The sequence below is a fragment of the Hoylesella marshii DSM 16973 = JCM 13450 genome (assembly GCF_000146675.1).
In the GTDB taxonomy this organism is placed as follows: Bacteria; Bacteroidota; Bacteroidia; order Bacteroidales; family Bacteroidaceae; genus Prevotella; species Prevotella marshii.
Genome location: NZ_GL397214.1, coordinates 1,969,141 through 1,982,690 on the forward strand (window position 1 = coordinate 1,969,141; position 13,550 = coordinate 1,982,690).

7 protein-coding genes are annotated in these 13,550 nt (G+C 47.1%); 6 read left to right on the plus strand and 1 reads right to left on the minus strand.

Annotated elements, in window-relative coordinates; genetic code table 11:
• Positions 1–35: 35 nt before the first annotated feature.
• The gene (gene purL / locus HMPREF0658_RS08150) at positions 36–3,776 is read right to left on the minus strand and encodes a phosphoribosylformylglycinamidine synthase (protein ID WP_006950077.1); all 3,741 of its coding nucleotides are present in this window, start codon (positions 3,774–3,776) and stop codon (positions 36–38) included.
• A gap of 352 nt (positions 3,777–4,128) precedes the next feature.
• Here purL and HMPREF0658_RS08155 point away from each other — a divergent pair, with 352 nt between their 5' ends.
• The 6 genes from HMPREF0658_RS08155 (at position 4,129) to HMPREF0658_RS08180 (ending at position 13,242) form a co-directional block, all read left to right on the plus strand.
• Complete coding sequence (locus tag HMPREF0658_RS08155; RefSeq protein ID WP_006950078.1) at positions 4,129–5,598, plus strand: leucine-rich repeat protein; 1,470 nt, start codon at positions 4,129–4,131, stop codon at positions 5,596–5,598.
• Positions 5,599–5,651: 53 nt separating this feature from the next.
• On the plus strand, positions 5,652–7,625 hold the full coding sequence (locus HMPREF0658_RS08160; protein WP_006950081.1) for a TonB-dependent receptor: 1,974 nt from the start codon (positions 5,652–5,654) through the stop codon (positions 7,623–7,625).
• The gene (locus tag HMPREF0658_RS08165) at positions 7,622–8,770 is read left to right on the plus strand and encodes a YncE family protein (protein WP_006950083.1); all 1,149 of its coding nucleotides are present in this window, start codon (positions 7,622–7,624) and stop codon (positions 8,768–8,770) included. Before HMPREF0658_RS08160 ends, HMPREF0658_RS08165 begins: the two co-directional genes overlap by 4 nt.
• A gap of 7 nt (positions 8,771–8,777) precedes the next feature.
• On the plus strand, positions 8,778–9,953 hold the full coding sequence (locus HMPREF0658_RS08170; protein WP_006950084.1) for a hypothetical protein: 1,176 nt from the start codon (positions 8,778–8,780) through the stop codon (positions 9,951–9,953).
• A 77-nt stretch (positions 9,954–10,030) separates the two neighbouring features.
• On the plus strand, positions 10,031–11,776 hold the full coding sequence (locus HMPREF0658_RS10700) for a DUF5074 domain-containing protein (RefSeq protein WP_006950087.1): 1,746 nt from the start codon (positions 10,031–10,033) through the stop codon (positions 11,774–11,776).
• A 518-nt stretch (positions 11,777–12,294) separates the two neighbouring features.
• Complete coding sequence (locus HMPREF0658_RS08180; protein ID WP_006950091.1) at positions 12,295–13,242, plus strand: DUF4595 domain-containing protein; 948 nt, start codon at positions 12,295–12,297, stop codon at positions 13,240–13,242.
• Positions 13,243–13,550 lie beyond the last annotated feature (308 nt).

The following is a 13,550-nucleotide window of genomic DNA, read 5'->3' on the forward strand; positions in this document are numbered from 1 at the left end:
AACGTATTGATATGCAGTTGCTTGCAGGCTGTTTTCTATCGGGCATGTTGTTCTATCCAAATACGTGCATTGACAAAGGCTTCCATCCAAGGCGTTATTTCGTCGTTGCTCCGTTCGCGCGGATAGAAAGCATTCTGCCAAGGGAATATGGCGCGCTCGGGATGGGGCATGATGGCTAAATGCCGTCCGTCGGGAGAGCAGATGGCAGCCGCCCCGTAGTCAGAGCCGTTGGGATTGCCCGGGTATTCCGAATAAGCATATTTTGCCACAATGCAGTATTTCTCTTCTGCTTCGGGCAACTCGAAGCGGCCTTCGCCATGGGCTACCCATAAGCCAAGACGACTTCCGCTCAAAGAACCAAACATTACGCTGCTGTTCTTCGGTATGTCTATTCCAAGGAATTGACTCTCAAACTTCTGAGAGCGGTTGTGCAGCAAGCGGGTCTTCTTCTTGTGCGAAGGGTTGATGAGGTTGAGTTCTACCATTAATTGACATCCATTGCAAACACCCAACGAGAGGGTATCGGTACGGGCATAAAACCTCTCGAGGGCTTCTTTGGCCTTGGGATTGTAAAGGAATGCGCCTGCCCAACCTTTGGCACTACCCAATACATCGGAGTTGGAAAACCCGCCGCAGAATACAATCAGCCGGATGTCTTCCAGCGTTTCACGCCCCGTTATGAGGTCGGTCATCATGACATCTTTCACATCGAAGCCGGCAAGATATAAGGCGTAAGCCATTTCGCGGTCGCCATTGGTGCCTTTTTCGCGTATGACAGCCGCCTTGATGCCTGTGTTATTACGTCTGTCGGGCGAGAGATGATACTGTGAAAGCCTGCCTGTGAAGTTGCGGTTGAAGTGTACCGAGAGGGGCTGGGCTTTGTAGTGGTCGTACCGTTGCTTGGCACAGCCGTTGAAACTCTGCTTTTCGTCGAGCAGATAAGAGGGTTTGTACCATACATCGCGCAAGGCATCGATGTCGAATGTGTGGGTAAAAGCCTCTTTCTTAATGGTCAGCGCGCGTTCGTGGGGTGTGGGATAGCCTATTTTGGCGTAACCGATGCCGGCCTCGTCGAACAGTTCGCGCAAGGCTGTTTGATGAGTATCGCTCACCTGAATGACAACCCCCGGATTTTCGGCAAAGAGCATCTTTACGATGTCCGCTCCCTGAATATCGTGCAAATGGATATGAAGGCCGCCATCAACGTTGGCAAAACACATCTCAAGCAGCGTGACCACAAGGCCGCCGGCACTAATGTCGTGACCGGAAAGCACCCATCCTTTCTCAATAAGGCTCTGCAATGTGTTGAAACAATCTGCAAAATAAGAGGCATTCCGCACTGTGGGCACATCGTCGCCGACGAAACCGAGCGACTGTGCAAAGGCGCTTCCGCCCAATCGTTGCTCATCGAAAGAGAAGTCGATATAATAGAGCGAGGTGTTCTTGTCATTGACCAATACGGGCGATACCACTTTTTTTACGTCGCTGACCTCGCCACCGCTTGTCACAATCACTGTGCCCGGAGAGATGATTTTCTCGCCATTGGGATATTGCTGGGTGAGCGACAGGGAGTCTTTTCCTGTGGGGACGTTGATTTGCAACTCGCAACAGAAGTCGCTCAAAGCCTCTACGGCAGCATAGAGACGTGCATCTTCACCCTCTTGCGAACGACAAGGCCACATCCAATTGGCCGACAACGACACGCTTTCCAACCCTTTTTTAAGAGGTGCCCATACAAGGTTGGTGAGTGATTCAGCCACCGATAACACCGCGCCGGCTTCGGGGGAGATAAGACCGGCCTGAGGGGCATGCCCCAAAGCTGTGGCAATGCCGCTCTTTCCACGATAGTCCAAAGCCACTGTTCCGCAATCGGAGAGGGGCAATTGGAGCTGTCCTTGGCATTGCTGACGTGCCACCTTGCCCGTTACGGAACGGTCTGCCTTGTTGGTGAGCCAATCTTTGCAGGCCACAGCTTCTAAGCTGAGCACGCGTTGCAGGTAAGCATCGAGACGTTGGGCATCGGCTGCGGCAGTCTCTGTATGACAGTCGATAGGGGCATATTCCACAGCGGCGTATCGGCGTTCCACGGTCTTGTCTACCATCACCGTTTGGGGCGAATGGCCGAACATCTGGGCTACGTCCATGTCGAAAGGCTTTTTGCCGTCGGCCTGAACAAACGAGAAGTGGGCATCGCCTGTGGTTTCTCCCGCCACATACAGAGGGGCACGCTCGCGTTCGGCAATCTTGCGTACCTCGTCGATATGCTTTTCGTCGATAAGAAGCCCCATTCGTTCCTGACTTTCGTTGGCTATGATTTCCTTGGCCGATAAGGTTTTATCGCCGATAGGCAGCTTGTCCATCTCTATCCTGCCGCCACATTCTTCCACCAACTCCGAGAGACAGTTCAAATGTCCGGCAGAACCATGGTCGTGGATAGATACCACGGGGTTCTCGGCAGCTTCGGTCAATGCCCTGATAAGATTGTAGGCACGCTTTTGCATCTCCGGATTGGCACGCTGAATGGCATTCAGTTCTATGCCGTTGGAATAGCGACCGGTGTCTACGGAGGAGACACTGCCGCCGCCGAGACCAATTCTATAGTTGTCGCCACCCACAACAACCACCTTATTACCTTTCCTCGGTGTGCCTTTCAGGCAGTCTCTCCGCGTGCCATAGCCTACGCCTCCGGCCAGCATAATCACCTTATCATAGGCGTATTTCTCAGCATTTTCGCCGTGTTCAAACGTCAATACGGAGCCGGCAATCAACGGTTGTCCGAACTTATTGCCAAAGTCGCTGGCGCCATTCGAGGCCTTGATGAGTATTTGTTCGGGTGTTTGGTAGAGCCACGGCCGAGCGGGCAGGCTGTGTTCCCACTCCTTTTCACCGCCCAAACGCGGATAGGCCGTCATGTAAACGGCTGTTCCGGCGATAGGCCAAGAGCCTGTTCCTCCGCCCATACGGTCTCTTATCTCGCCTCCTGTGCCTGTAGCTGCTCCGTTGAAAGGTTCCACGGTAGTGGGGAAATTATGCGTTTCGGCTTTCAGAGAGATAACGCTCTCGATGTCTCTGATGTGGAAATAATCGCTTGTTGTGAAGCACTCGGGGGCAAAAAGCTCTACCACGGGGCCTTGGGCGAAAGCTACGTTGTCTTTATAGGCACTGAGTATACTGTTGGGATGTTCGCGGGTGGTTCGCTTAATCAAAGCAAACAAGGATGATTCTTTTTCTTTTCCATCGATGATAAACAAGCCTCCAAAGATTTTATGCCGACAATGTTCGGAGTTAATCTGTGCAAATCCAAAGACTTCGGAATCGGTCAGCGGGCGTCCGAGCTGTCGGGCTACATCGTGGAGGTAAGCTATCTCCTCGCGGGAGAGTGCCAATCCTTCCTGCTCATTGTAGCTTTCGAGGTCTTCCACCTGTTTGATAGGCTCGGGAAGATGGTTTGTGGTAAAGATGTTTTGGTCTAAACCGTCGTACAGTCGCTGCAACATAGGGTCGTGTTCCGCCTCTTTTCCCGCTACGGGCACGTATTCCTCTATACGCGAAATGCCGTGGAGATTCATGTTTTGGGTCATCTCTACGGCACTTGTACTCCATGGGGTAATCATTTCTCTGCGCGGTCCGACAAACCAACCGGTCTGCCTGTTACTGCCCATCGGTCGGGCATCGCCGAACAACCAGCAAAGCCTACCCGTTTCATCCGCATCCGGCATGTGGTCGACTTCTGTGGCAATTACGCTTCTCGAGTGGGTGTGAAAGAAAAGAATCATATCGTATATATTAAATAGGTGTCAGTGTTATGTGTGCAAAGTTACGGAAATAAATCCATAATTCCCCTTCAGTTTCCTATTATCTTTTTTGCCTCTGATGAAAGTTATATGACAAATAAAATTGTCTATACAACTTGCAAAAGCCTTCAATCACAAATGTTCATTCACCCCCAATCGGTCATTTTACGGCTTCCATGAAAGCCCATTCTTTTGTAAAGAAAAGTTTTTGTGTTTTTTTGTCCTAAAATTTTTCTCTGTTTTCATAAAAGTTTCTACCTTTGCAACAATAAAATAAATTTGAGAGGAATTAAAAGACCTAATAAGCATAAACATTCATTCATTAATAAATACTATGAGAGTCAAAATTTTTTTTGTGGCCTGCATCGCATTGCTTGCCGCATGTTCAGAGAGTGAAAAACCATCGAAAAAAGTAGTTGAAAACGGCGTTCTGGTGGCTGTGGATGAGTCGATGATTAAAGATTCGGTACTCGTTCTTGATGAAAGCATCACCGAAGTGGCCGATTCTCTTTTCAAAGGGTACCCACAGATAAGAGCCATTGTTGGGTTGAATCTGACCAAGGTGGGTGCGGGTTGTTTCAAACAGTGCGAAAACCTCAAAGAGGTGAAAGCACCCAAACTTGCCGTTATCGGTGAGAAAGCGTTTGAAGGCGACGGGCGGCTGGCATCTTTTGAATTGAATACCGTGCCGCAGGTGGGTACAAACGCTTTCGCCGGAACCCCTGAAAAGAATATTCAATCGACGAAAGAACCAGCTGCGTTTAAGCCGTTGCAACAGTATGGATTCTATGCAGTAAACGGTATCCCGTTGGGAACGGTATTCGAGGGCTTCAAAGGGACTTACTTCCTCTTTAATCCCGGTCATGTAGAAATACGTGACATGAAGCTTGTTGAAGCCGAATGCTATATGGCTTCCTTGAAAGTGTTTAACTGGAAAGGTGAGGAAGTGGAAACCCATGCGTTCGACAACATTGGAGTGGAGACCGGCTATGCCATTACGGGAGACTACCTGCTTATCTGGTATGAACGAGACAACTTTGCAGACCAAGATGCCTACACAAGGGTTAAACTCTATTCCAGAAAAGATTTGAAACTCTTGAAAGAAGTGACCTTTGACTACCATCATAGCCCGAATGTACCGTCTTATTCGCAGATTATCGGTGCCTTTGTAACGTATGACGGCAGAGTTATGTTCAGTTTCTTCAATAATATCCGAGAAATAGACATGTCGGAAGGATTGGAACCCAGCCAGAGAATCATCAACAGCCTTGAGGGAATTAACCTTTCTTATTCGGGAAATTATATCGTATATCCTGACTATGTGGTGGGCTGGAACAACACCTCTATCGGCCTGTATGTTTATAGCTTCCGAGAGAAAACGTCAAAGGAATACAGGGTACACCGGATTGAGAGCGTGCAAAGGTGGAATGAAGGAAGTGAAGATGCGTTTCTCGTAAACAGTAAAGAGGGCGATGAAATCTATTCCGTGAAAGACGGCAAGTTGCAGCGCTCGTTTGAAAACATGCTTTTCGCTCACAAACAGTATCCGGGCAAAGAGGAAACCGTTTGGTTCGATGGCAGCAAACTTGCTTTCACAAAGGACTATGTGAAAGCAACCAAAGAGGTCAAACTGCCCGACGACGGCGAACTGACCAACGTTGCTTTCCACGACGGAATACCGCAGGCCGTTGCGATATTTGCTAAAGACAAAAAGACAAAAGCCTATTTGTGGGACATTTATCAAGATAAGTGGAAACAGATATGGACAGGAGGCAAAAAGACAACAGTCATATTCAACAACTAACATAAGAACAGTATCTCTCCAGCGGGGAGAGATACGCAAATGAAGCATTCACAATGAAGAAAGCGATTCTATTGTCATTCGTGTTGTTACCTTTGTGGGCAATGGCACAGGTAGACTCTGTGAACAACCTGCAAGAAGTACTCGTATTGGGGAAAAAGGTGAACACAGAGGTCATTAAACCACAAACGCTGACGAGCAAGGAACTGAAAAATCTGAACTCTCTTAATGTTTCTGACGCATTGCGCTATTTTGCCGGCGTACAAATAAAAGACTATGGGGGTATCGGAGGTATAAAGACGGTGAACATCCGGTCGATGGGTACGAATCATGTCGGTGTCTTTCTCGATGGCGTTCAGTTGGCAAACGTGCAGAACGGGCAAGTGGATTTAGGACAGTTTTCATTGGCTAACCTTGAATCCATCTCCCTTTACAACGGACAGAAGTCGCAGATATTCCAAGCTGCGAGAGACTTTTCTTCTTCCGGATCTATCTATCTCGTTACGCGACGACCGACTTTCGGCAATAAAAGCTACCACTTGAATGTATCGTTGAGAAGAGGCTCGTTTAACCTTATCAACCCTTTCGTGGGTATAGATTTAAAACTATCGCCTTTAACATCGATGTCGCTTTCCACAGAGTGGGTTTCTTCGAGTGGTGAATACAAGTTCCGGTATCGAAGGAAAGCACCGAGGACGGGCGAAATCGTTTATGACACAACGGCTGTACGCCACAATGGCGACATCAGAGCATTGCATACGGAAGCATCGTTGTTTGGCAGCCTTTTCACCGGAGAATATTTCATAAAGCTCTATAACTATACTTCCGAACGCGGAATCCCGGGAGCTATCGTAAACAATGTATGGCGACGCGGGGAGCGACAGTGGGATAATAACTCTTTTGCGCAGTTTAGATTTACGAAGAGTCTTGACAAACATTCGTTTAAACTGCAATCCAAGTATGCATACTATCTTACCAAATATGTGAACAAAGATACGACTGTCGTGATGATTGACAACCTCTATAAGCAGAAAGAGTTTTACCTCTCGACGGCTTACCTCTATCAACCTTTTGATAACTGGTCGATTTCCGCTTCTTACGATTTTCTCTGGAATAAGATGGACGCAGAGATGCTGAAGTTCCCTTATCCAAGGAGAATGTCGCATTTTGCATCTGTTGCTTCCTCGCTCAGTTTGGGAAACTTGCATCTGCAGGCCTCTTTGGTGGCCAATTTTGTGAAAGACAAGATTAAGCTGATTCAAGACCCGAAGGATAAAACGAGTTATGCGCCGGCATTCATTGCCTCTTGGCAGTTCCTGCCATGGCTTTCCGTCAATGGATTTTACAAGAAATCATTCAGAATGCCGACCTTTAATGACCTCTATTATGCGGAGATTGGCAACTCGAAACTGAATCCGGAATATACAACACAATATGATTTAGGGCTTTTCCTGAATAAGAATTTCAAAGGATTTGTCAAGAACTTTTCACTCAGAACAGATGCTTATTATAATAAGGTGAAAGATAAGATTATTGCTTATCCTAAGGGGCAACAGTTCCGCTGGACGATGTTGAACCTTGGCGAGGTGCAGATTAAGGGCATCGATGCATTGATGTCGGTAACCGTATCACCGCTAAAAGATTGGACAATTACGTCTAAGTTTCAGTATACCTACCAGCAAGCTATCGACGTGACCAATCCTACAGACACCTATTACAAAGATCAGATACCCTATATTCCTCATCATTCCGGTTCTGCCATCATTCAGTCGTCGTATAAGGGATGGAATTTGAACTATTCATTCATTTATACCGGAGAACGCTACAACCAGCAGGAAAACATTATCTACAACTATACCCAGCCGTGGTACACATCGGATATGTCTCTCATGAAAGAGTTTAAAATCAAAGATGTGGGGTATCGGGTACAGTTGGAAGTTCTCAACCTGTTTGCGCAAGATTATGATGTCATCTTAAATTATCCGATGCCTAAGAGAAACTATCGTATAACACTCAATGTAACTTTATGAAAAAGGTATGGCTTTTATTTGCAGTTGCTCTTCTGCTGTATGCTTGTCGTGAAGATGAATTGGTGGTTCCCTCTCAGTATGAGATAGTAAAAGACCTTCAAGACAAGACCTATCGAGGGCTCTATCTCTTAAATGAGGGCAACATGGGTTCTAACAAGGCATCGCTCGATTACTTGGACTTTGAACGCGGATACTATGTCCGGAATCTTTATTCGGAGAGAAATCCGCATCAGATAAAGGAGTTAGGAGACGTGGGCAACGATTGCCTTATTTATGGAAGCAAGCTCTATCTTGTCATCAACTGTTCTAACAAATTGGAGATTCTCGATGCGAAATCGGGTGTTTCGCTTGGAAAAGTGGACATTCCCAACTGCCGGTACTTGGTTGCCCACAAAGGAAGCATCTATGTCTCTGCATACGTTGCACCCGTATCATTGAATAATCCCAATGCCGAAAAGGGTGCCGTTTACAGAATAGACACACTCGATTATAAGATTACGGAACGATGTGAAGTGGGCTATCAGCCCGAAGAAATGGCGGTGTATGGTGACATACTTTACGTTGCTAACTCCGGTGGCTACATGGCACCAAACTATGATGACACGTTCTCCGTTATTTCTTTGCAAGACAATACCCACATGACACATGAAGACCAAGTGCATGTGGCTATCAACCTCCATCATCTTAAATTCGATAAATACGGCCAGATGTGGCTCACCTCGCGTGGAGATTATGAGGACACTCCTTCCAACATATTCTGTATAACCAAGGCAAATGGGAGTTTTGACTATGACCAAATCAAGCCATTGAATATCCCTGTTACCAACTTCGATATTGTGGGAGACTCTCTCTACTATTATTCCGTTGCGTGGTCTAATTACACGCAGGAGAATACCATTTCCTACGGAATCATCAATATCAAGACGAAGAAGAAAGTCACGGACAACTTTATCACAGATGGCACACAGTCTACGATTACAATTCCGTATGGTATCAAGGTGCATCCCGTCACGAAAGACATCTATGTAACCGATGCAAAGAACTATGTTTCCTCCGGTACGCTGAGGTGTTATTCTAAAGAGGGGAAGCTGAAATGGGAAGTAAGAACCGGTGATATTCCCGGGCATATGTGTTTCTTTAAGTAAAAAGAGTATGAAAAGGATATATTATTTTTTGTTCCTGTCGTTGCTCGTTACAGCCTGTAACCGTGATGACTACGAGAATCTCTCATTGGGGTTAAGAGATTATTACAACCTCCCGCGCTTTAAGAAATTGGAGTTGAAGTCGCCTTATGAGGGTTCTCATCAGTGGATTCTCCATACCGACCATGGCGATTCCCTCCTTTCCACCTCCAAGGAATTTTTCTTTATCAAAGACCAAGAGAGCACTTACAATCTTGAATACAGGCTCGACGACGGGATAGAGAAGCTGAGTCACAAGTTTACTATCAATGTGCATAAGGAATCGCCCTTGTATCAGTCGCGCGTGACACAGGTCTTCGATTATCGGCCGGCACCCGGGCAATTTGTTAATACCATGCCTAAATACGTTAAGGGAGACACGCAACGGGATATGAACACCAAGGTACTCAATTGTCTGAGAAGAGACATTCTCATTTCTCTTGGAGCTTTCGGCGGTTATGTGGTGATGGGATTCGACCATTCCATATATAATAAGGAGGGCGCAGACTTCTATATCAAAGGCAACTCTTTCTATTCCGACATGTTAGACCCTGATGACCCAAAGGGTGGCTCTTCCGAGTCGGGCATCGTCTACGTATCTATGGATAGAAACAAGAACGGCTTGCCCGACGACGAATGGTACGAGTTGAAGGGTTCGGCCTTTGCCCAGACCGACAGAACCTATGAAATCACCTACTCTTACCCGACGGAGCACGAACCCGTTCCCGACGGAATGATGACCGATACCCTTTATTGTCCATGGAAAGATAACAGGGGGCACGAAGGACATGTTTACAAGAATCAGTTCCACGACCAATCTTACTATCCCGAATGGATTAAAGAAGATTTGGTGTTTCATTGCTCTAAGTTGCCTTCCAACGCAGAAGACAAATCCGGCTCCGGCACCTATTGGGTACAGTGGTGTTTCGACTGGGGATACGTAGACAATCATCCCAATGCCCAGATAGACAAGAACTCGTTTGACATATCCAATGCCGTAGACAAGAACGGTTTGCCCGTGCATCTGCCTTGTATCGACTTCGTAAAGGTGCAGACAGGCCAGAATCAGTATTGCGGATGGTTAGGCGAAACGTCTACCGAGTTCTCCTATTTCATCGATCTGAACTTAGGAAAACCTAATGTCTGATTCCTCTGCCACAAGCGGCAGAGACACTAACGAGAGAAAGACCTTTTTCAATTTATAACTAATCAAACTTCACAACTATGAGAAAATTAATACTGCTAAGCATCGGAGCACTCTTCTCCATGCAGAGTTATGCACAATCCGTGCCGACCTTTCAGTCGCAACGTCTTCACATTTTGAGTAAAGAAGACTCCATAAGGCTTGCCAAGCTGAAGAACGTACCCATCACGCCTGTTGCATCCACGCGTGCCGGAGCGGGATTTACGCCCCACGACTATTCCAAAGGTTTCTTCCTCGTAAATGAAGACTGGTACGGGCACCGCAATTCTACCATCAACCATTTCGACGACGATTGGAACATAGAGTACGAAACGGTGAAAAGCAACAATCCGGGGAAGTCTCTCGGTTGCACCAACCAATATGCTATGATTTGGGGAAACAAAGTGTTCTGCGTTTCCAAGCAAAACCAAGACCCGGGCGAAAAGGACGTCGTGGGTGCCCGCTTCACCGTGCTCGACAAGAAGACGATGAAGATTGAAGTGCAATTCAAGGAGTTTCCCAACAAGGCCGACGGCCGCGGATGCGTTGGTGTGTCGCCCTCTAAAGTCTATGTGGGCACATCGTCCGGCATTCTCGTATATGATATTGGCAAACAGCAATTCACCAAAGCCATAGAAAAGACCGGAGCAACAAAACCCAACGACCTCTATCACGGGCAGATTGGTTCCATGGTCAGAATGTATGACTACGTCTATGCCGTGCACCAATCGAAAGGTCTCCTCGTCGTTGATGCCGATGCAGACACATTGGTCTCTGTCATCACACCGTTGACTGTCGTTAAGAACAAGAAAGGAAAGCCGGTAGATTTGGGCTTCGGCTCGGTCGTTGCCTCTAAAGACGGCCGCCTCTGGCTATCTGTCTGCGACCCCTCCGGCTCGGGACAAGCCTACAAGTTCTTAGAATGCTATGACCCGAAGACCAAGCAGCACACCGTGATGCCCATTGACGACAAATTCTTCGGCCCGGGCAACTCGTGGTACGCATGGACACCCGACGGCTTCTGTGCTTCCACCCAAAACAACGTACTCTATTGGAACGGCGGACGCAATTCATGGTTCTCCAACAAGATGATATTCAAGTTCGACATCGATAAAAACGAAATCACCAAGTTCATCGACATCGAAGCCACCAAATGGAAGATGTACGGTTGCTCGTTCCGCATACATCCCGTCACCGATAAGTCTATCATGTCGCAGTACATCGATTTCGGCAACCCCACTTACCAGATTGTAGAGTCCGATACAAACGGCGACAGCATCAAGTGCGTGCCGCTCAAGAAGCAGTACTGGTTCCCCTCCATTCCCATGTTCCCCGACAACGCACTGCCCAAGTACAACCATTCATTCCTGAGAAATGCCGGTTACAAGTCCAATGCCATCGAGGCCGAAGTAGGCAAAGAGGTGAAGCTCTCGCTCAAAGACATGGCATCAGATGCAGACAACATGGAGTGTCTCATGATAAAGTGGGTCTACAAAACCACCGACAACGTGAAAGGTGCATACGTTTCTAACGACACGCTTCACTTCACACCCAACGCAAAGGGGCAGGGTATGATTGCCGTCAGGTATTGCTCCAACGGACAGTTCAATACCGCCACCTTCGATGTAAAAGTGAAGGCAGCAACCACCGGCATAGAAAACGCTCGCACAACCAAGAAAGTGGTAGCCATCTACTCCATCGACGGCAAGAAACTGAAAGAACAACAACGAGGCATCAACATCCTCAAATATGAAGACGGAACGGTAGAGAAAGTTATCGTCCGCTAATACTTACTTGCGAAAAAGGTCTGCGAGGGTGCCGTCATCGGTACCCTCCTTTTCATCCCAAATCGGCCATAAGATCCTGTACGGATTTTGTCTGATGAACGGTCAGATTGTTTGTCGTTCTATCAGCGTGTGAAAGCATTGGTCTTGTTGTAGCCATCTGTGCCACATACAAACACCACCTTGTCTGAAGTAGGACTACATCTTATCTGAAGTAGGAGTAGATGGCATCTGAAGTAGGAGTAGATGGCATCTGAAGTAGGAGTAGATACCAAAGATGGGAACTACGTGGAAACCGAATAAGTGATGAAGGATGAAGGATAGGGGCGACGAATGATAAAGCATCTCTTTCTTGCTTTATAAAAAAACGCTACCTTTGCACGTGATTTAAATGATATATATAACGACGTGATAGGCCGTGCAAACGTATCGTCGGGTGCTTCGACGGACGAAAACAAAGCACTTGAGCCTCGCGATGGAGACAAGATGAGACAATTAGTTAAACCCTAAAACAAATTGATATGAAGAGAATTTACGCATTAAGTATCGTGTTCTGCCTTTTCGCAAGCATGGCAATGGCACAGACAGAGAAACGTTTGGTGAAAATGAAAGATGGCGCCGACTGGGCTGAAATGAAGTATCGCGCCGACGGAAAACTGCTTACTTTCACTCAAACCGACTGGTCGTCTGACACCGGCGAACAAGAAATCTACGTTTTCACTTTCACCTATAATACCCATCAAATCGTGATGAAAAGTGTGACAGACAACAACCCCTCGACGACCGACACTTGGACATCTACCCTGAAGAATGGGCTTGTTGTGAAAGATGTAGTCAACATCAACGGCAATCCGGACAATGATATTTTCGAATACGACTATGACGCCCAGCAGCAGTTGGTTCACATCAAGCACACCAACGACCATAATACCGACGTAACGACCGTAGACATAACGTGGAATAACGGAGACATCGCAACTGTTAAAACCTTCTACAACGGCAATCTGATGAGCGAAGACCGCTATGAATACGACATGGCCAACGACAACAAAGAAATTCGTGCTTATCTCTCGTCGCTCACCGGCATCCTCAGTTATGAAGGCCTTCCGCCCATCGGGCAAATACGCGAAGGAGCCTACGGCACCCTTTGTAAGCATCTTTACACTGCTGCTTACGAAAAGGTTTACGGAGGCCCCGACCCTGTGAAAGAGGTGAAAAACACCGCCTTTACTTTCACCCGAAACGCCGAGGGATTGGTAACGCACATCAGTCAATTGCTTGATGGCGACCCACAACCCAACGAGTACGACCTCGAATGGGAAGATGTTACCACCGGTATTGCCGTCAACACAGCTACATCTGCCCAACCCACCTATTATAATATAGAAGGTGTGCGTTTGGCGCAACCCGAACGCGGGCTGAACCTTGTACGCAATGCCGATGGCAGCGTGCGAAAGATAATCCGATAAATCCCTTTTATATGAGTGGCAGGCATATCATCGGAAAGAGGTATGCAAGCCTCCCCTATTTATCCCCAACCGGTCATGAGCGTATCGGTTGGTATTTATCCAAACGTGGATAACGACTTATCCAAACGTGGATAACAAACTCTCGAAGGGTGTGTGTTACACTTTTTTCTGGTGTATGCAAATATAAAGCGTTAAAAGATGCAGAAAAATACACTTTCTTCTGCACCGCATTCATCGTCGTATGATGGTTACTTATTTGCTTCATGGCGGCAAAGGTAAGCAAAGTTTGTCAAACGCCCAAATGTTTT